The sequence below is a fragment of the Acidaminobacter sp. JC074 genome, assembly GCF_022496765.1.
Classification (GTDB): domain Bacteria; phylum Bacillota; class Clostridia; order Peptostreptococcales; family Acidaminobacteraceae; genus JABXKX01.
The window spans coordinates 79,872-98,490 of record NZ_VANV01000016.1 but is presented as its reverse complement, the minus strand read 5'-3'; the positions used below and the strand labels follow the sequence as shown (position 1 = coordinate 98,490).

The window sequence follows — 18,619 nt, the reverse complement described above, 5'->3', positions numbered from 1 at the left end:
TTATTTTACTTCAAACCTTTTCATTTTCATTTCTTTCAGTACGTCTTTTACAAGCATACACTCACATTCATCTTCGATGTCATGATACTCATAATCGATGATTTCATAATAGCCGTCTTTGTCTGCAAATGATTTTCTAATCACATAAATTTCTTCATCTGGCGAAAGACCATCTTCTTCTATTTCTTCTATCAATAAAGTGTAATCGTATGTCATCTTAACTCCTTAGGTCATAGAAGTATCTAACAATTGGATGCTTTAAGTCCATCTGATACTTCATCTTTTTTAGTCTATTTTTACCTACTCGTCTATCTATAATTGCAAGCACATTTAAAATAATGTCATCACTATTCAGGCAGTCATTGACATTACCGGATAAAAAGTCATTTGCAGCCTTTTGAAAATCAGTCTTTAAAAGGCTATTTTGAGCATTCATGATTTTCTTCGCATAAAATGCCCTTTTATTCTTTCTAGCAATGACTTCTAGGCGGTCTTCAGGTACATTGTCTCCGACTGACTTTCTTGTTTCAATGATGTCCTCTTCTGTCACGAAGACTTTAAAGTTTTCATCCTTGATGATTGCCTGTTCATTCTCATACCATGTCACAAATGTTTTATGCATATTGAAGACTTCTTCTTTGTCAACTTTAATAAGCGCTTGAGTTTTCTTGTCTTTCCTGTAACGATAACCAGAAGCCAAGTATTCCACTCGTCCTTCTAAAGTTGGATTAATAAATTCTTCTAATTGCTTTCTAAGTTTATTCCAGTTCATAATTAGATATCCATTTCATTTAAGATTTTCTTCAGTGCTTTTAGCTCTTCTAAAGATAAAGTGACACCCTTGCCCATCTTCTCATGTTCTGGTGCCCAGTCTCTGATATCGTATTTAGCAGGACGGTCGTTCCAACTGATCAGATTCAGTTCTTTTGTCCACGACTTATCATTTTCAGATAATACACCAACAGTTTCTTCTATTTCGAATTTAATAGCCATATCTTCTCCTTTATCTACTTATCCATTATATCAGCAAATGACATGTATCTACTAGACATTTCCTATATCATAAGTGTGAATTTTCATATATAATAAAAGAGACATATTATTACATGAAAAGTAGGAGGAAGAAAAATGGAAACATGGATTACAATTGGCATCATCGTACTGGTATTTGTACTGGCAATCATTGGCTTTAACATTTACCGAAAGAAACAGGTTGAAAAACTATTTGTAGAGCTTAAGAACTCTTCAAAGCAAGTACCAAAATCAAAGAGAAATTCCTTTATCCTACTCATGCTTTCTGAATCTATGTCGGCTTCACCAAGAAAATCTAAAAGAAATGATCATATGGCTAAACTTAACAACCCTAAGTATTTAGAAATCCAAATGATCAAAATGGGCAAACTTTTAAAAGATCCTTCAACTGCTGAAAACAAGACTGCAGAGCAGGCCCTAAAACTCTTCAGAGATTATCAATCTTGGGAAGAAAAATCTCTAGAAGAAAATCAAAAAACTGCATAGTATAAATCTTTAGCATCATTTGAAGATTTTAATAACAATAAAATTGACCGCTATCTTAGTTTGACTATAATAGTGGTTTTCTTATTTCCTCTGATAAAGACTTATCTGCTGCTGTATAAATCAAGCATAGCTTATAAGTGTACAACTGTTCCGAATCACTTCATCCAAACATTAGATAGTTAACAATTACCTTACATGGGTATTAGATTAACAAAGACGCTACAGTAAGGAGGATGCTATGTTCAAGAAAATTGGTCTTATTATTATATTTCTTTTACTTGTATCTTGTGTCAATGAAAATGTTATAGATGAAAATATATCTGATGATGTCAAACCTCATGAGACTATAGATACCAATACTGTATATGCTGTTGGTTCATACGATTGGTATCCCTATCAAATGATGGACGAAAACAAGCAACCATATGGTATGAGCTATGATATTTTGGAATTGATACTTGAAGATACTGACTTCAATGTTGTCAGAAATAAAGTTGAGCCATTTAGAAGACAACTTCAAGATCTTGAAACTGGGAAAGTAGATGTCTTTGTAGGCTTATATTTTAATGAGGATAGAGATAAAAAATATATTTATACACTGCCCTTTTCTAAAGATGAAGTCTGTGTATTTGTCAGAACTGATAATATCATAAGTTTTACATCCTATGCAGACCTATCAGAGTTTGTAGGCTTAATTCCAGATGGTGCCAGTTATGGAGACACTTTCGAAAACAACAAGCACCTTTTAAACCTTCGAGAAGTAAAGGATGAAAAACATCGTTTGGATTTATTACTGAATGAAGAAGTAGATTACTATATATCAGCCTATGGTGATGTAATGGATGATGCCAACCAATACGGCTATGAAGAACTCATTACTTGTCTTGATAAAAAAATTCAAGTCAATGATGTTTATTTTGTCATTTCAAAACATTCTCCTTTAGCAGATCACATTGATTACATTAACGAGCAAATTCAAACACTCTCTGACAAGGGCATTCTAACTGAAATAAAAGAAAGTTATATGAAAAATGAAGATTAAAGACCTCTTAACAAAAAGAACAATTAATAGACAACTCATTGTTTCAGTGATAACAATCACATTGGTTCTTACGGCCATTTTCTCATTTATAACAATCAATCGAAGAATCAACCACTTAACTGTTCAGGTTGAAAGTTCTATAAAAGACAAGGCAATTGTTGTAGGCAGAAGTCTTGAGAATGCTATATGGGATTATGATGATGACCTCATTGAGTCCATTATTGATGCTTTTTTAATGGATGATGGTATTGATGGTATCATTCTTGATGAGGAAAGCGGTCTTCATTCTTATGAAAACACTGACTTTCAATCTTCTGAGAAAAGTCTCTATCATAAAGCCCATACTGTTTCGCTTTATTACGAGGATAGCTACTTAGGAGACTTAACCCTAATCAGTGATATCAAAGATGAAATTGATATCATTTATTTAGAAGGTCTTGAAATGATGGCCTTGAACCTCCTTCAGGCTGTACTCATTATTATCATGTTGCTGATCCTATCTTTAAGAATTACAAGACCACTTATCAACATGGAAAATATAGCCCATAAGATAGCTGAAGGCAAATATGACAACATGATTCCAGATGCTAGAAATGAGGAGATTCAATTACTCGCCGACTCTTTTAAGAAGTTACAAGATCAGCTCCTTATCCAAAGAAAACATATCAATAGACATATAGAAGATCTAGAAGAAAAAAATCTAGTTATTGAAGGTAAAAACAAAGAAATAGAAGATTACAATGACAACCTAGAGCACTTGGTTGATGAAAGAACCAAAGAACTTGAGGCTGCCAATGAAGAACTTCTTGCATCAATGGAACAACTAAAAAACACCCAACATCAACTTGTGGAAATGCAAAAGACTAAGAGCATCAGTCGTTTAATCGTAGAAATAGCTCACAGAATAAACACACCTCTTGGGAGTGCAAAACTTTCATTATCCTATGTTGAAAAGCAACTTAGTCAACTTAGAAAAGCTCCTAAAGATGATATGAATATTGTCCAGTTATCCCAGTTGATTAAATCTATCCAAAGTCAAATAAATAGCTCGTGTGAAATCATCAATGCTTTACAACTTATTTCTAACACGCACAAGCTTGATTTCAAGCAGGTTCATTTAAAAGCTATACTTAAACTAAGCATAGAAGAATATGAAAGTAACAATCCAGATAAGTTAAGTATAAAATTAGACAATTTAGAGGGGGTCGAATTAAGTACTTCTCCTCTACATTTAACTCAAATGTTTATCAATCTCTTTAAGTATTCTTTAAAGTATCATTCAGATGAAAAGTCACAAAATGATATTTGCATCTCCATTTCTCAAGACGATAAACACATTACCCTTGAATATCATGATATTACTTCGCTTAAGTTCAGTCAAGTTGGCGACATCATATTTGAGCCATTTTCATTAAGCTCATTTAAATCTGATGCAAGCGGTTTAGAACTGGCCATCGTCTTTAACATTGTTACTGCAGGCCTTTTAGGACATATTGAATGTTTAGGAAATGAAGAAGACAAACCTTACTTTAAGATTTATCTACCTAAATCTGAACCGTGATTACTTAATAAAGATAGAATGACTCTCAAATATATGAGAGTCATTTTCTTGTGAATTTATTCCACAGTTTGGTTAAACCATACTGCAACCTCTTTAGCATCATTCAAAGCCACATGATCATCACATGCCTTAAGTTCCATCGTATTCATGGACTTTATTACTTTTAACTCATCTCTGTTTACATTCATAAACTTCATCATTGTACGAGCAGTTTTAAATGGTATTTCTTCTGTACCAGGTTCTGCTCCGACAAAGATGACAGCCCCCTTTTTTCTTTTAACTTCAATTGGGTCTTTTCTAATATGATTGGAAGCATAAATGTATTGAACACGACTGCCAATATTCATACTTGGTCCTGAAAGAGCTGAAAACCATACCGGTGATGCTATGACAAGATTGTCACACTCATACAAATATGGATAAATGTCAGTAAAATCATCTTCTAATGTACATCCTTTTTCTTCCCAGCAGTCTCTGCAATCATTACATGGTTCTATATGATCCTCAACAGTTAAAACTTTAACTTCCCCTTCTAAATGTTTAACCAGTTCATCAACTAAAGCACTGGTATCACCACCAATTCTCGATGAGCCATTAATAATTAACGTTTTCATTCGTCCCCCTATCATTTCTACTACAACCTGTATAATCATACTATGATTAAATAATACTTAAAACAAGGCTTGTATTATTAGTGACTATATGAGACATGGATAGATAGTGCATTGAACAAGACTAAATTTTAAGTCACGCACTTTTTTGTGCCTACTATCATTTTTCTCTTAAAGATGTCATAATAAATATAGGGAAATAAGGAGTTTGATATGACAACAAAAGAAAAGAAATACAATTGTTATTTTGAATTGACATTAGATATTATCGGCGGCAAATGGAAGCCAATTATTTTGTACTTTATTGGTCACAATAAAGTTTTAAGATACGGACAGCTTAAGAAGTTAATTCCGAACATCAACGAAAGAATGCTGACTCGCCAACTTAGAGAACTTGAAAAAGATCAACTGGTCCATAGAGAAGTTTATAGAGAAGTACCACCAAAGGTGGAGTACTCTTTAACTGATATCGGTCAGACACTTATGCCTATTCTAAATGAACTCAAGGAATGGGGTGTTGGTTATAACAACCTACTCGGTATCGCTGAATTTAATCTCGAAAAAAAATAGCCTCTAGATGAGGCTATATCTTATTATAAAGCTTTCTACATTCTTCCATTGCATCCTGGTCTTTTTCTATATCACCAATGTTATAAGCACTGTATGATTTGTCAAATACTATGTCCCACTTGAGGAAGTTACTGATACATTTAAACTGATTGGAAATCAGGTCATACTGCTCATCTCCAACAGCTGCACCACCTACTGCTATAACACCAATCTTCTTGTTAGGCACCTTATAGCTAACATGATGCCATGTATAAAACTTATCTATCATCAACTTCATTTGAGCAGTAACACCCCACCAGTAAACAGGTGTACCGAATACAATGACGTCTGCTTCAGTGATCAAAGGCATAATTTCATTAGTAGAATCCTTATGTTTACACCTTCCTGTATGACCACATGCATTACATGCCTCACATGGTAGAATCGTCTTATCCTGTAAATCAATAAAATCAACAAGCGCTTCTGTATTTTCTTCTAAACCTGTACGAAACTCTTCTAATAATGTTCTGGTGTTTCCCATGGGTCTAGGGCTACCATTAAGTATAACAATTTTCATCATTTATCCTTTCTCTACACTCTCTATTATAGCAAAAAAATCCCAAAAGGGATTTTAAAATAATACAAATAATAAACCTTGCGTGATACCAATAAGAAAACCTAAGACACCACCTAAAATTTCAATATGTCTGAGTTCATTCTTAGCAATTTTTAAGATCATGGTTTCTATTTCATCAAGCTCAAAACCAGAGATTTTCTCTTCAACCATTTTCGAAATACTGATTGAAGAAGTCGCCTTATGAACCAGAACTTCTGTCATTTCATCTAAAAGCTCTTCACCTTTAGAATCAATGATGTCTTCAATATACTTGTTGATGGTGCCAGAAAATGCTGATAAAAGACCAGGAAGCTTACCTTCTGTCATAGAGATAATCTTGTTCTTCAACATCTCTAAGATATCTTTCTTGTCCGTGCCTTCAATAAGTTGGTCCATAATTTCATCCACTGATAAAAGCTCTGCTTCTACAGTTTCTGCAATAGACTTTGCAATCTCATCTCTTCTCTTAGGGATGACACCTTGTAGTTTAAAGCCTAATATATTAATAGGTTCTAAAGGCTTGAATAAAAGCTTAATTGCCACAACATTGGTTGTATAACCTATAACAGCACCAATGAATGCCATTAAAATAATCTTTAATAAAATGTCCATACTATTCACTTCTTTCTGTTACTATAAAAGATCCTATATCCATAAGTGGACGCTTAAGATAGTCAATCCTCATATGTTTTTTCTCTATAAAAACTCTAATTTTCTCATAGTCAGGATGTTTTGTAATGTCGCCGTGGAAAAATACTGTGTCATCAAAGGTCAAACACGTGCCACCAATAAAGCCATAATCTAAACCGGGTAATTCTATATGACCAGGTTCAATCAAAAGACAGTCTAGCTTATCTTTACAAGCATCAAATATTCCCTGATCACTGGTAATGATTGAATCTCGAATTATTGCAGTTGAACACTTGGCATAACCTTGATTGACATCGATAACCTTGTAATTTTTCTCTTCAATGTGCTTTTTTACTCTTGCAGAGATATGACTGTACTTACATATGACATAGTCACCAACTTTGGCTATGTTGTACTTAATAGTTTCTGGATATTTAGGCCCGAGTCTTTCACACCTTACACCTTCAATCTCGCAGTCACCTTCTACAAAAAGCTTGTCATCATAAAATAGAAACATATCAGGATGATGCGAAACGGCCTCATAAGGCTTATCTTGACTGGAGAATCTTATAATCTCAAAGCCCTTTTCTATGAAATAATCAAAGGCTTCATCATAAGCCTTTTCACTGATTATGATCTTAGGCCTCAAGTGCTCTTACCATATCTTCTAAATCTTCTTTATTAAAATGATAAAGTGTATTACAGAAGTGACATCTAAGTTCAGCTTGCTGGTCAACCGCGATGATCTCTTTTAACTCCTCTGGACCAACAGAAATCAAAGCTCTAGTAATTCTCTCTCTTGAGCAATCACACTGAAATGAAACTTCAAATTCGCCCGTCATTTTTACATCTAAATCAAAGTATGAAGCAATAATCTCTTCTGGAGACATGCCTGAGTTAATTTTATCTACAACGTCCCCTATCTTTTCACTTGCCTTTAAATAAGCTTCTTTCTCCACACCAGTTACATCCGGCATAGGCTGAATCAAAATACCACCAGCACACTCAAGACCATTATCCATGATTGTACCTAACTTCATTGCTGTTGGTTGTTGTTCAGAGTTCTTATAATAAAATGCAATATCCTCATCAATTTCTGCTGATATCATATGAGAAATACCAACATAAGGCTCTTTTAAACCAAAATCTCTTATAATGGTAATGTTACCGCCTTTACCTATTGCATCTGCAATCTTATCAGTATTTGTTAAATAAGGTATATCTGCGTCTGGATTAGATATATAACCCTTGACCTTACCTGTAAAATCTGTTGTTGCAAGGATGGTCTTGATTTGATTGGTGCCGCCAACCTTTACTGTTAAAACATCTTTTTCGTTTTTTAGTAGTTTACCCAGTAAGCTTGTCGCTGTTAAGGTTCTCGAAAGGGCCTCAGTAGAAACAGGGCTTGTTTCATGAATTTTAGCAGCCTCTTTAACAAGGTCAGTTGTATTTCCTAAATAAACTCTAATGTTGTCGCCTACAATAGCTGAATATATTTTACTCATTTATTTTCCTTCCTATAAATAACCATCTTTCACTTTCAGGTGTAACTTTTTCACCTGTGTTTGTATCAATGACCTCTAGACATTCAAAGCCGTTTTTAGCCATCGATGTCTGAATCTCATCGATGGTATAAGCTCTTTGCTTGTGTACCTCATCATGCCTTTGATACATGTTTCCTTGCTTTTCAAACAAGGTCAAATCAAACTCTAATATTTTTGACTTTTCATCATAATAGTTTTCCCATATATAACAGGCCTCATCAGATGTTTCTGTAAAGACATTTTGTCCAAGCACATGTTCTAACTTATAATCAGAACTGATGTCAAATATCAAGTAGCCTTGATCTTTTATATAAGCCCTACACGAATCAAGTGCCTTGTCTAACTGTCCGTCCTCGATTAAATAGTTGAAGCCATCACAGAAGCTAACAATCATATCATACTTGTGAAACAAATCTAGAGACGTCATATCCTGCTGTATAAATTGAATCTTCAAGTTTTGGTCATAAGACGTTTCAAGTGCTATTTCTAACATTTCCTGTGATAAGTCTGTACCAAGTACCTTATAGCCAGCCTTGTAGAGTTTTCTTGTCATGGCACCCGTACCACATGCAAGCTCCAAAACTTCTTTACCTTTTATATCATATGACTTAATAATCTTCTGTAAATTTTCAAACCAAGTATCATAAGGTGTATCTTTCATTAATTGGTCATACACTCTTGCAAAACCTTGATAAATCATTGTTTATCACCTCTTTCTGAAACGTTCTCATTCTATCACATTACCAGGCTTATTTCAATGACTCTAATGAAACGCTAATCAGATTCTTGCTAAGGCTTTATATATCTGTTTCTAAATCAATAATAAAATGGTCATACATACCACTAACAGTAATGTTTAAGATCATATGTTTCGTCTCTTCACTGGTTTCACTCAATAAAGCAAAGGTAAAATTAATCGTAGATCCATTTGCATCATAGTTATAAAGCCTAAAATCAGTAAACTCTGTTAATCTGAAAAATCGCATTATATCATCTTTGTAAATGCCGTCCTCTTTAACAAGAAAGTCTTCAGAAAGATACTTCTTAAGTAATGTTTCATCATAATTCTTAAGTGCTTCAAGAAAATCTAATATTGGTTGATAAGATCTTAAAGCACTTTTTTCTTCTTCATCTAAAGTACAAGTAGACCTCTATACTCCACTAACTCATCTCTTAAATCTTTTAGTTCATTGGTTTGTGACTCAGTCACTTTCTTCAAGTCATCCATTTCACTCATTAAGTCTTGATTTACAACAACAAGCTCATCTAATTGTTTTTCTAATTGCATCAACTGCTCGTTAGAATTAGAACTTTCATCATTATTATTTACTACACACGAAACCATCATTAAACTTATCAAAACTACTATTATTATTTTTTTCACACTATCACCCCTTAATAACAGTTTAACACAAAACAAAGGATGGCAAGCCATCCTTAAAACTTCTTAGGTATTCTGATTGTAAATTCTGTTCCCTTGTCTAGTTCACTTTTTACTCTTATATCACCATTCATGGAGAGAACAATATGTTTAACGATAGCAAGGCCTAAGCCTGTACCACCTTCTTTTTTAGATCTTGCCTTGTCCACCCTATAAAAGCGTTCAAAAAGTCTGTCTAAATGCTCTGGAGCAATACCGATGCCATTGTCTTTAACAATAATCAAATTATGGTCTAACATATCTGCAAACTGTACATCTACTTGACCACCTTCTGGTGTATACTTGATGCCATTATCAATTAAGTTTATAAGCATCTGCTTTAACCATACTTTATTGGCTAGAATAGGCGCCATATTTTCAGGCAGGTTGTAATTAACTGTAATCTCTTTTTTTCCGGCAATTTGGCCCATCATGTTAGATATCTCTTCAACAACTTGATTTGGACTGACTTCAGTCTCATGATGATCACCTGTTGATTTTTCTATATCAGATAAAACAAGAATATCATCAATTAAGTGTTTGAGTCTTTTAGCCTCTATGTCGATGATATCAATAAACTTATCTCTTACTTCCTTCTTATCTGCAGCACCTTCTTTGAGTGTTTCAATAAAGCCCTGTATAGACGTTAGTGGTGTTTTTAGTTCATGTGATACATTGGCAACAAACTCTTTTCTCATATTCTCTAATTGTCTCATTTGAGTGATATCTACAAAACTGAGTAAAAGGCCAATGTTATTATTAAAGTCTCGATCTCTAATCACATTTGAAAATACCCTGAAGACTTTAGGCTGGTCTATATCTAAATCAAGTTCTGTTTTGATGTTACCGTATATATCAAAATCTGAATCAAACAAGTCAGACAATATGTGATTCTTAAATGAATCGACAACATCCATACCTTTTAAGGCTTTTTCATCTAATGAAAACATCTCTTGAGCAGCCTTATTGATGAACATAATCCTATTTTCATTGTCTATGGCAATCACGCCATTGATCATAGATTTCAAAATGGCATGGTTAGTATTATTGGATTCATGAAGCTCAACAATTCTTTTATCGAGTTCTGTACTCATCATATTGAAAGACTTGGCAAGTTGACCAATTTCATCATCTGAGCTGACAAATACCTGTTCACCATAATTGCCCTTTGAAATAGACTCAGTTGCCTCAGTTAAGGCAAATAAAGGTCCTGTGAACATATTTAAAAATCTTATACCAACCAGTGTTGCAAGAACCACACCTACTAGGGCTGCTATAACAATATTGCCAACAATTTGATCGGTATACTCCGTTAAATTTCTTAAAGGAATAGAAAGACGTACAACTGCAAAATCACTAGATTCTACAGGCATAGCCACATAATACATATCTTTATCAACTGAATCTGAATATCTCTTACTGACACCAATCTTTCCATCAAAGGCTTCTTTTATTTCAGGACGTTCCTTATGATTGTCAAGTTCAGATTCACTAATCGCTGTATCCACTAAAACAACACCACTATGATTTATAAGGGTGATTCTTGTTTCCATCTGATTGTTCATGACTTCTGCATCTAGATGACGCAAGAAATCATCAACTACGACCATATCATTTTCTGACTCAATAAAGTATCTTATGATGGTGGCATTTTCTATTAAGTTTTCTTTGACACCTTCTTCATAATTAGACTTTAAAAGGCCAATGGATAAAATGCCTGAAATAACCACACCAAGGCTGACCAAAAGTACAAAGATTAATATAAATTTCTGTTTAATGTTCTTCACCTACTTTATTTTATAACCTACACCACGAATGGTTTCTATAAGCTCTGCATTGTCATCTTCGATTTTCTTTCTTAAGTGTCTAATATGAACATCAACTGTTCTGGTTTCACCGAAGTAGTCGTATCCCCACACCCTATCTAATAAAGCATTTCTTGAAAGAACTTTACCACGATTTTCAGCTAGGTATTCCAGTAGCTGATATTCCTTTAAGGTCAGCTTTACAAGCTCACCGCCACGTCTTACTTCATGCTTTTCATGATCGATCTCCAGATCGCCAATCACTACTTTTACAGCTTCAGTCTTATGAACCTCTTTTGAATAACGTCTAAAGATGACCTTAACACGTGTCATAAGTTCCCTAACCGAGAAAGGTTTTGTGATATAATCATCAGCTCCAATTTCAAGTCCTAAAATTTTATCTGTCTCATGCCCCTTAGCCGTCAACATGATAATAGGAATATCTTTGGTACGGTCTTTACTCTTTAACTTCTTACATATATCTATGCCATCTATACTTGGTAACATTAAATCTAACAATATTAAATCTGGCAGGTCATTGATGGCTTTATTTAGGCCTTCTCTACCATCCATGGCAACATCGACTTCATAACCGTTGTTTTCTACATTAAACTTCAGTAACTCGATGATGTGATCATCATCTTCAATAATAAGGATTTTCTTCATGTTTCCTCCTAACACTATCTTAATTTCATCTTAACTTTACATGTAAAGCTTATAATATAAGTTAAGTTCATGTTAAATCTGCGTTAACTAATTCTACCATGTTTTATCTTTTTTATACCATCATCTTATAAATATAAGCAAAAAAATAACTTATCCAAAGATAAGTTACAGTATCATTTCTTTAATTTCTATATGGAGTTCCTTATCTAAATCGATAAGATTGTCTTCAACTCTAATAACAGGACGTTCAGGCATTTGTGTTCTTATTTCATGAACCGTACCAATATGACCGCTGCTTAATAAAACTTTTTCTCCTAAGTAAGATGACTTAAGATTATCTAAGAAAATGGTACCAATATAAGGGTCAATCGCCCCTTGGCTGCCATTTTTCATAATTTCCATTACTCTAAATGGATTCATTTTTTCTCTGTAAACTCTCTTAGATGTCATAGCATCGAATATATCAACAACCGAAACTATTCTAGCGTATTCAGGTATGTTTTCACCAGAGAGCTTAGAGGGATAACCTCTTCCATCATATCTTTCATGGTGATGTAGTACACCTTTTACAACATCTTTACTCAAATTCTTAGTTGAGTTTAAAAGCACATAACCTAAAGTTGAATGGGTCTTCATAACAGAAAACTCTTCTTGAGTCAGAACATCGGGTTTGTTTAAGATATCATTCGGTATGTTGCACTTACCAATATCATGCAGTAAACCGACCCTGGCAATTTCTTCTTGATAAACCTTAGGTTTACCTAGCCACTTTGAAAGCAAGACTGCCAACATGCTCACCTTAACGGAATGCTCATAAGTATAAAAATCAGCTGTGTGCATCTGCCATAACCTCAGAGCCATTTCTGGATTGGCTTCTAACTCTTGAATTAATGGTTCTATACACTCTTGAACTTCATCATACAAGACCAGACTGCCTATGGTTACACCATAACAGATATCTTTAAAGCTATCTACAGCTTCTTTGTACTTTTCCTCGTATTTAATATTATTTGAAAAAGATAGTTTCTTTTTTTCTAGAATTTTAACTTCTGGTATATCCAGTCGCTTTATCATTTCAATGTGTCTTGAAGTTAAAGCAACACCACTGGTGATTACCAATTGGTCATCACGATATATATTTTCGCCTAGCTTCATGCCAACTCGGAGTTTTTCTGATCTTATAACATTCATTTCTACTCCTTTATTTCCTAGTTAATCATAACATTTAACAGAACAAATTACCACCTAGTAGCGACAAATGACATAAAAGACAGGATTTTTTGCAAAAAAAGAAAATGAACTAATGTTCATTTACTTTCGTCTAATGTAAACTGCCTTCGCTGGAGAATTGTCTGATGAACGTTCATCAATTGTAAACAATCCCAAGTATTTAATCAGCTCCCCTAGCTTCTTAAACCCATAGTTTCTTGGGTCAAATTCCGGTGATTTGTTTGCAATCGTCTGACCAACAGTACCAAGATGAGACCAACCATTTTCATTAGCAGCATCTTCAACGGCATTGTACAACATATCGATGAGTTTTCTATCTGCTAAAAGTTGTTTCTTGGTCATTCTTGTTTGCTTATAATTTGAACTGTTTTCACGTAGAATTTCAGTATAAACAAACTTGTCACAAGCTCCTACAAATGCCTTTGGTGTTTTCTTTTCACCAAAACCATATACGAATAACCCTTCTTCTCTAAGTCTTGAAGCCAATTTAGTAAAATCACTATCACTTGACACAATACAGAAACCATCAAGTTTTCCAGTATATAAAAGATCCATAGCATCTATAATCATAGCACTATCTGTAGAGTTTTTACCTACTGTATACTCGAATTGTTGTATTGGTTGAAGCGCGTGTTTTAATAAAACTTCTTTCCAACTTCCCAAAGAAGGACTGGTCCAGTTTCCATAGATACGCTTAACGCTGGCAATACCATATGTGGCAATTTCCTCTAAAAGACCATTGATGATCTTTGGAGATGCATTGTCCGCATCAATCAGTACTGCCAATCTCTTGTGGAGATTATTCTCTATCATACCGACTCCAATCTTAATTTGTAATAACCATTACTTTACTATCATACAATAAGATAGATAAAATTGAAAGTATTATCCTAAAGCTTCTACTCTGCTTTTTAATGATTAAACAAGCTATAGGACGAAGGACTATTATATTTAATTCAATCTGCGCCTTAAGTATAATACAAACAATACTTTACTTTTCTATCATTAGTCATAAACTTTTTTGTTATATTTATCTTTATGTAAGTAAAAGCGTGAGAGATAGACCCTACTCTCTATATATAATCACATTTTAGTATTGACAGAAAAAAGTTTTATGACAAAGTATAATAGTAGAGATATCCATATAATATCAATAATGGAACAGATTTATCTGGGGAGGGTGAAACATGCTAAAATTAAATGACTTATTTAACATTGTAAAACTCAAGTATTAGGGTTAGTTCATGTTTTAAGACATGATACTCGTCTAATTTTAAACACTAACATCTTTTGCTACCAAGAACTATGTCTAGCCTAATGTTAGTCATTTGCTTATTAACTCTTATACTGTTTAAATCACGAAAATGGAGGTTATTATGTTTATCAACAAGAAGAAAATTATATCTATGATGATGTGCTTCATACTTTTATTTAGTTTTTCATCTACTTTTGGAGAAAACAATAATGTTCTACCTGAGTTTGATGTCAACAATTTACAATCATACATTGAAGATAATAGCACAAGAAGGCCCCCAATAGAAGCTTCATCATTTGGAATCCAATTAGAACCGAGGTATATAAGTGGTTTTGAATATGAACTTATTGGAAAATACAATAGTATATATCAACTTAGTAAAATAAGTGTTAAAATCAAAATTGAGACAGCTAGTGCACTTGATGATCCTGTAGTTTTTTTTGATGAGAAAGTAGAGAGATTCCCTGGTCTCCAAAATAAAGGTAGTGTTTCTTTAGGTGAAGTGTACATAGTGGATACCAAATATGACAAAGTAAGAGTATCTATCACTGATGTTAGACTCTCACATAGCGGGGGTACTGTTGTTCTTCCAGATGTTAGTTATGTATTATATGGATGATTTGAAATAAATCACCTCCTCCCACTCTACAAGCAAAGAAAGGAAAGTTCAATGATTAGGAATCCAAGATATATTGAGTTAAGAGATAAATATCGAAAACATATCCTTAATAACTATAAAACACCAGAAGAAATTATTAATTTATTAAACATCGAATTTAATATTTTTGAAGAGACTGAGGAGAACTATTCCAACCCTAATTTCGTTAAAAGGAGTATAGAAAATTTTCAATATGCCTATTTAAGTAGAAATCTTCCATCTTCTGAATCTATGAATTATAAAGTTTTCAGACTTATTTGTGATTCAAATAGTGAATATCTTTATAATTACAACAAGAAATACTATAAAACTGATAATCATATAATAAACTTTTTTATCGAGTTGAAAACAGGATACATCCAAACAAATTGTAATCTACTAATGAACTATTTAGTTATACAGAGAGGTCTATCACAAGAAGAGATAGTAACTGAGAGCATATTGATATATCATTACCTAGAAGCATTAGAACACTATTATTCGAACACTGAAAATTTATGATCACACCAATTATTTAGTTCATAAGTCTAAGTATGGACAAAAGATAAAAAATATGTTTTTTTAATAGTAATCATTCACACTCTAAAACCTATTCAGAATCAATTTAATGTTCATAAAAGTTGATTCTGAATTGTTTTCAATTTAAGCAAACCGAATGTTTCAAAAGCATAAAGTAGCTAGTGTGAAGCTTCTACCTTCTCATGGCGAGATCTTTTAAAAAAGCTTAATGAACCAACCATTCTAAAAAAGGCTGCAGCCCCTAGGGCAATGTGGATGCCGTAGGTTTCTTTTATAAAGGAACCTACAAGTGGTGATATGGCCAAACTGATATTGGTAAAAACCGTATAAAGACCGATGTACAAAACCCTTTTTTCTTGTGGAATCACCTCTAGTAAATCTGTCTGTAAGACTGAAATTGTACCGGCTGTAAAAAAGCCACTGACAGAAGCTGAAACCAAGAGCACCGACAAGTTAGGTGACAGGATATAAAAGACAGGTGTCAAAGCCATCCCCATTGTGCAAACAGCTGTTATGATATGGTTGCCAAACTTGTTGATCTGCTTTGACCAGAATAAATAACCAAAGAACATAGCCAGTGACTGACCTATACTTAAATAACCAAGCCATGCTTCGTTGGCATTTAAAACAGATATTGTATAGATGGTAAATAAAGGCCATGCCATTTGCCATCCAAAGTGAAAGAGCAAGGATGATTTAAGAAATCTTGTAAACTTCTTATTTGACATAAACTCTTTAAAATTAAAAACAATTCTTTTCTTCTGAATATGTGTATCTGATATCCTAAACTTTCTAAAGATAGACAACTCCACCATACCAAAGATAAAGGCCACAACATAAAAAATCTGATAAAGACCAATACGCTGAGCTTCAGTTCCTGGTAGATGATTCAGAGCCAGTCCTGTAAAGAAAGTTAAAATCACAGTAGCAGGTACAGTAAACATATTTCTTTTACCTATAGCATCCGCCCTGGCCTGTGGTTCAAATAAATCACCAATAAAAGATTGATAACTTGTTAAATAAATGGAATTTGGCACACTCATCATAACCACAAAACTTACAAATAAAATGGGTTGCAAAGCTTTAGGTAAAAAAGGTGTTGCTGCAAAGAGAAGCAAGAAGAAACGACTGAGAAATATAAGTCTGCCCGTTGCCTTGTGTTTGTCTTCTAATCGATTTAAATAAATAGCACCTGGTAGTACTATAAATGCCATGACAAGTCCAGGTAATGAGCTCATAAATGCTATATGAACATCTGTACCACCTAAACGTTGTAAGAATTTTGCCTGAAATGGTTGATACAATCTCATCATCAATTCGTACATGATGCCATAAGCAATAAACAATTTGTAATTTATTTTATAATTCGGATCATCACTCTGAAACATAATACCTCCTAAAAGTATTTAGGTTTTCGAAATATTAAATCATGCTCATTTTACTTTGACTCCATATAAAAGTCAATAAGTCTTAGACAAAAAAATAGAAAGATCGATAAGGACAATCGATCTTTCTTGAGGATATATAATGTTATTAAAGTACCTAGATACTTATAACCTCTTTAAGTGGCTTTCGCCTACACTTATTCTAACCCATCTTAATGGGACTTTCAAGTTAATAACCTAAAATATTGTATCCACAATCTACATGCATGATTTCTCCAGTGATACCCGAAGACATATCACTTAACAAGAAGGTCGCTGTATTGCCAACTTCCTTTGGATCTACCATTCTCTTAAGTGGTGCTTTTTCTTCATAACCTGCGCATAACTTATCAAAATCTGATACACCTTTAGCTGAAATTGTTTTAATTGGTCCAGCAGAAATACCATTAACCCTGATAGCGTCTGGTCCTAAATCATGTGCTAGATAACGAACACTCATTTCAAGTGCTGCTTTTGCAACACCCATTACATTGTAGTTCTTAACAACTCTTTCACCACCAAGATAAGACATGGTTACGATACCACCACCCTCAGTCATATACTTAGATGCGTGTTTAGAAACTGCAACAAGTGAAAACGACGAAACATCTTGTGCTAAAGCATAACCCGCTCTTGATGTATCACAGTATCTACCTGCTAACTCGTCTTTATTAGAAAAAGCAATAGAATGAACCACACCATGAATCACACCACATGACTCTTTGATGGCTGTAAATGCATTTTCTATGTCTTCATCAGAAGTTACGTCACAAGATACATGAAACTTTCCTTCTACGCCTTCAGACTTAGCAAGCTTTTCAATAGATCTTAATGAACGTTCTCCAAAATACGTAAATATTAAATTGGCTCCAGCTTCATGAAGTTGCTGTGCACATGCCCATGCGATACTCCATTTATTTGTAACGCCCATTACAACAATGTTTTTATCTTTAAGATTTAACATAACTTCTCCTCTCGATTGTTACCTGGTACTAATACATAGTATAAAGTAATTCAAAAGCTTTTTCAAGCCTTGTTTAATTCATCACAAAGTCTGAAAAAAGCCTTGAATCATCACAAGATTCAAGGCCATAAATTGACTATATTTTAAAGAGTATCCTTGTTTGAAGATCTTCTTCTTTTACCTCTCCAGGATCATTTAGATAAAACTCATAACAGGTGCCTGATACCTTCAAACCTTCTTTTTCAAGCCACTTCATTAAAACTTCATAACCTTCTCTTAAAGTAGGATAAGGTCCAGTATGAACATATTCAGCATAAGATCCTCCTGGTATGACAGACATCTGTATGTCCTCATGCTGGTCTACTTTTCCCATAATAGGAAAACCAATTTCAACATCTAAATCGCTCATATCCATATTATAATAACCTATAAATGGAACGCCTGACGGATATCGTCCTTGAGAAGAAAGATAAGCCATAATCTTACCATAACAATCCCCAATGACTTTAGGTAAATCTTCAACAGCCGCTCTTGTTCTAATAGAAACAACTGTATCCTCTTTTAATTCTACTAGTCTACACATATGCCACCTCCAGTAGATTTCTAC

General features: G+C 33.8%; 23 protein-coding genes. 5 read left to right on the top strand and 18 right to left on the bottom strand.

Annotated features, from left to right (window positions below):
- Genes EZV73_RS18345 through EZV73_RS18335 form a run of 3 tightly spaced genes read right to left on the bottom strand, consistent with a single transcriptional unit; the run spans position 1 to position 993 of the window.
- The gene (locus tag EZV73_RS18345; RefSeq protein ID WP_240841855.1) at positions 1 to 216 is read right to left on the bottom strand and encodes a hypothetical protein; all 216 of its coding nucleotides are present in this window, start codon (positions 214 to 216) and stop codon (positions 1 to 3) included.
- Between the two features lies 1 nt (position 217).
- Positions 218 to 772: a hypothetical protein gene (locus tag EZV73_RS18340; RefSeq protein ID WP_240841854.1), complete on the bottom strand. Its 555-nt coding sequence runs from the start codon at positions 770 to 772 to the stop codon at positions 218 to 220.
- Positions 773 to 774: 2 nt separating this feature from the next.
- Positions 775 to 993 (bottom strand): YdbC family protein, encoded by a 219-nt coding sequence (locus EZV73_RS18335; protein WP_240841853.1) that lies wholly within the window; start codon positions 991 to 993, stop codon positions 775 to 777.
- Positions 994 to 1,128: 135 nt separating this feature from the next.
- On the opposite strand from EZV73_RS18335, the gene EZV73_RS18330 reads away from it, so the two are divergent.
- From EZV73_RS18330 to EZV73_RS18320, 3 genes are all read left to right on the top strand, one after another.
- A complete protein-coding gene (locus EZV73_RS18330; RefSeq protein ID WP_240841852.1) occupies positions 1,129 to 1,518 on the top strand; it encodes a hypothetical protein in 390 nt (129 codons plus the stop codon).
- A gap of 238 nt (positions 1,519 to 1,756) precedes the next feature.
- On the top strand, positions 1,757 to 2,560 hold the full coding sequence (locus EZV73_RS18325; protein ID WP_240841851.1) for an ABC transporter substrate-binding protein: 804 nt from the start codon (positions 1,757 to 1,759) through the stop codon (positions 2,558 to 2,560).
- Positions 2,550 to 4,121 (top strand): HAMP domain-containing protein, encoded by a 1,572-nt coding sequence (locus EZV73_RS18320; protein WP_240841850.1) that lies wholly within the window; start codon positions 2,550 to 2,552, stop codon positions 4,119 to 4,121. The genes EZV73_RS18325 and EZV73_RS18320 overlap by 11 nt, the downstream gene beginning before the upstream one ends.
- Before the next feature lie 56 nt (positions 4,122 to 4,177).
- On the opposite strand, the gene EZV73_RS18315 is transcribed toward EZV73_RS18320, so the two are convergent.
- Positions 4,178 to 4,735 (bottom strand): flavodoxin family protein, encoded by a 558-nt coding sequence (locus EZV73_RS18315; RefSeq protein ID WP_240841849.1) that lies wholly within the window; start codon positions 4,733 to 4,735, stop codon positions 4,178 to 4,180.
- Between the two features lie 210 nt (positions 4,736 to 4,945).
- Between EZV73_RS18315 and EZV73_RS18310 the strand changes: the two genes are divergently transcribed.
- Positions 4,946 to 5,302, top strand: coding sequence for a helix-turn-helix domain-containing protein (locus EZV73_RS18310; protein ID WP_240841848.1), 357 nt, complete (start codon positions 4,946 to 4,948; stop codon positions 5,300 to 5,302).
- A 13-nt stretch (positions 5,303 to 5,315) separates the two neighbouring features.
- Here the strand turns inward: EZV73_RS18310 and EZV73_RS18305 are convergent, their stop codons facing one another.
- The 11 genes from EZV73_RS18305 to EZV73_RS18255 all read right to left on the bottom strand — a co-directional run bounded on the left by EZV73_RS18305 (position 5,316) and on the right by EZV73_RS18255 (position 14,005).
- The gene (locus tag EZV73_RS18305; RefSeq protein WP_240841847.1) at positions 5,316 to 5,858 is read right to left on the bottom strand and encodes a flavodoxin family protein; all 543 of its coding nucleotides are present in this window, start codon (positions 5,856 to 5,858) and stop codon (positions 5,316 to 5,318) included.
- 54 nt (positions 5,859 to 5,912) lie between these two features.
- On the bottom strand, positions 5,913 to 6,509 hold the full coding sequence (locus tag EZV73_RS18300; protein WP_240841846.1) for a DUF445 domain-containing protein: 597 nt from the start codon (positions 6,507 to 6,509) through the stop codon (positions 5,913 to 5,915).
- A gap of 1 nt (position 6,510) precedes the next feature.
- A complete protein-coding gene (locus EZV73_RS18295; RefSeq protein ID WP_240841845.1) occupies positions 6,511 to 7,176 on the bottom strand; it encodes a DUF6873 family GME fold protein in 666 nt (221 codons plus the stop codon).
- Entirely contained in the window at positions 7,166 to 8,032 is an 867-nt protein-coding gene (gene hslO, locus EZV73_RS18290) for an Hsp33 family molecular chaperone HslO (RefSeq protein WP_240841844.1), read from the bottom strand. Before hslO ends, EZV73_RS18295 begins: the two co-directional genes overlap by 11 nt.
- Positions 8,025 to 8,771 (bottom strand): class I SAM-dependent methyltransferase, encoded by a 747-nt coding sequence (locus EZV73_RS18285; RefSeq protein ID WP_240841843.1) that lies wholly within the window; start codon positions 8,769 to 8,771, stop codon positions 8,025 to 8,027. The genes hslO and EZV73_RS18285 overlap by 8 nt, the downstream gene beginning before the upstream one ends.
- Before the next feature lie 97 nt (positions 8,772 to 8,868).
- Positions 8,869 to 9,057: a hypothetical protein gene (locus EZV73_RS18280; RefSeq protein ID WP_240841842.1), complete on the bottom strand. Its 189-nt coding sequence runs from the start codon at positions 9,055 to 9,057 to the stop codon at positions 8,869 to 8,871.
- A gap of 146 nt (positions 9,058 to 9,203) precedes the next feature.
- Positions 9,204 to 9,455 (bottom strand): hypothetical protein, encoded by a 252-nt coding sequence (locus tag EZV73_RS18275; RefSeq protein WP_240841841.1) that lies wholly within the window; start codon positions 9,453 to 9,455, stop codon positions 9,204 to 9,206.
- 53 nt (positions 9,456 to 9,508) lie between these two features.
- Positions 9,509 to 11,278, bottom strand: a complete 1,770-nt coding sequence (gene pnpS, locus EZV73_RS18270; protein ID WP_240841840.1) for a two-component system histidine kinase PnpS — start codon at positions 11,276 to 11,278, stop codon at positions 9,509 to 9,511.
- The gene (locus tag EZV73_RS18265) at positions 11,279 to 11,962 is read right to left on the bottom strand and encodes a winged helix-turn-helix domain-containing protein (RefSeq protein WP_240841839.1); all 684 of its coding nucleotides are present in this window, start codon (positions 11,960 to 11,962) and stop codon (positions 11,279 to 11,281) included. It abuts the gene before it with no gap.
- A gap of 165 nt (positions 11,963 to 12,127) precedes the next feature.
- Positions 12,128 to 13,153, bottom strand: coding sequence for an HD-GYP domain-containing protein (locus EZV73_RS18260; RefSeq protein ID WP_240841838.1), 1,026 nt, complete (start codon positions 13,151 to 13,153; stop codon positions 12,128 to 12,130).
- A 120-nt stretch (positions 13,154 to 13,273) separates the two neighbouring features.
- A complete protein-coding gene (locus EZV73_RS18255; RefSeq protein WP_240841837.1) occupies positions 13,274 to 14,005 on the bottom strand; it encodes an NYN domain-containing protein in 732 nt (243 codons plus the stop codon).
- A gap of 563 nt (positions 14,006 to 14,568) precedes the next feature.
- Here EZV73_RS18255 and EZV73_RS18250 point away from each other — a divergent pair.
- A complete protein-coding gene (locus EZV73_RS18250) occupies positions 14,569 to 15,066 on the top strand; it encodes a hypothetical protein (protein ID WP_240841836.1) in 498 nt (165 codons plus the stop codon).
- Positions 15,067 to 15,782: 716 nt separating this feature from the next.
- Here the strand turns inward: EZV73_RS18250 and EZV73_RS18245 are convergent.
- From EZV73_RS18245 to EZV73_RS18235, 3 genes are all read right to left on the bottom strand, one after another.
- Positions 15,783 to 17,012 carry an MFS transporter gene (locus EZV73_RS18245; protein ID WP_240841835.1) on the bottom strand — a complete coding sequence of 410 codons (1,230 nt, stop codon included), beginning with the start codon at positions 17,010 to 17,012 and terminating at the stop codon, positions 15,783 to 15,785.
- 226 nt (positions 17,013 to 17,238) lie between these two features.
- Positions 17,239 to 18,012, bottom strand: coding sequence for an enoyl-ACP reductase FabI (gene fabI / locus EZV73_RS18240; protein ID WP_240841834.1), 774 nt, complete (start codon positions 18,010 to 18,012; stop codon positions 17,239 to 17,241).
- Positions 18,013 to 18,148: 136 nt separating this feature from the next.
- On the bottom strand, positions 18,149 to 18,595 hold the full coding sequence (locus tag EZV73_RS18235) for a GyrI-like domain-containing protein (RefSeq protein ID WP_240841833.1): 447 nt from the start codon (positions 18,593 to 18,595) through the stop codon (positions 18,149 to 18,151).
- Between the last annotated feature and the right edge of the window lie 24 nt (positions 18,596 to 18,619).

Bases quoted from the DNA above. Each gene is read 5' to 3' on its own strand.
- EZV73_RS18335 (WP_240841853.1), bottom strand. From the start codon at position 993: ATGGCTATTAAATTCGAAATAGAAGAAACTGTTGGTGTATTATCTGAA.
- EZV73_RS18345 (WP_240841855.1), bottom strand. From the start codon at position 216: ATGACATACGATTACACTTTATTGATAGAAGAAATAGAAGAAGATGGT.
- EZV73_RS18260 (WP_240841838.1), bottom strand. From the start codon at position 13,153: ATGAATGTTATAAGATCAGAAAAACTCCGAGTTGGCATGAAGCTAGGC.
- EZV73_RS18315 (WP_240841849.1), bottom strand. From the start codon at position 4,735: ATGAAAACGTTAATTATTAATGGCTCATCGAGAATTGGTGGTGATACC.
- EZV73_RS18235 (WP_240841833.1), bottom strand. From the start codon at position 18,595: ATGTGTAGACTAGTAGAATTAAAAGAGGATACAGTTGTTTCTATTAGA.
- EZV73_RS18265 (WP_240841839.1), bottom strand. From the start codon at position 11,962: ATGAAGAAAATCCTTATTATTGAAGATGATGATCACATCATCGAGTTA.
- EZV73_RS18255 (WP_240841837.1), bottom strand. From the start codon at position 14,005: ATGATAGAGAATAATCTCCACAAGAGATTGGCAGTACTGATTGATGCG.
- EZV73_RS18250 (WP_240841836.1), top strand. From the start codon at position 14,569: ATGTTTATCAACAAGAAGAAAATTATATCTATGATGATGTGCTTCATA.
- EZV73_RS18325 (WP_240841851.1), top strand. From the start codon at position 1,757: ATGTTCAAGAAAATTGGTCTTATTATTATATTTCTTTTACTTGTATCT.
- EZV73_RS18300 (WP_240841846.1), bottom strand. From the start codon at position 6,509: ATGGACATTTTATTAAAGATTATTTTAATGGCATTCATTGGTGCTGTT.
- EZV73_RS18330 (WP_240841852.1), top strand. From the start codon at position 1,129: ATGGAAACATGGATTACAATTGGCATCATCGTACTGGTATTTGTACTG.
- EZV73_RS18280 (WP_240841842.1), bottom strand. From the start codon at position 9,057: ATGCGATTTTTCAGATTAACAGAGTTTACTGATTTTAGGCTTTATAAC.
- EZV73_RS18305 (WP_240841847.1), bottom strand. From the start codon at position 5,858: ATGAAAATTGTTATACTTAATGGTAGCCCTAGACCCATGGGAAACACC.
- fabI (WP_240841834.1), bottom strand. From the start codon at position 18,012: ATGTTAAATCTTAAAGATAAAAACATTGTTGTAATGGGCGTTACAAAT.
- hslO (WP_240841844.1), bottom strand. From the start codon at position 8,032: ATGAGTAAAATATATTCAGCTATTGTAGGCGACAACATTAGAGTTTAT.
- EZV73_RS18340 (WP_240841854.1), bottom strand. From the start codon at position 772: ATGAACTGGAATAAACTTAGAAAGCAATTAGAAGAATTTATTAATCCA.
- EZV73_RS18285 (WP_240841843.1), bottom strand. From the start codon at position 8,771: ATGATTTATCAAGGTTTTGCAAGAGTGTATGACCAATTAATGAAAGAT.
- EZV73_RS18310 (WP_240841848.1), top strand. From the start codon at position 4,946: ATGACAACAAAAGAAAAGAAATACAATTGTTATTTTGAATTGACATTA.
- EZV73_RS18245 (WP_240841835.1), bottom strand. From the start codon at position 17,012: ATGTTTCAGAGTGATGATCCGAATTATAAAATAAATTACAAATTGTTT.
- EZV73_RS18320 (WP_240841850.1), top strand. From the start codon at position 2,550: ATGAAGATTAAAGACCTCTTAACAAAAAGAACAATTAATAGACAACTC.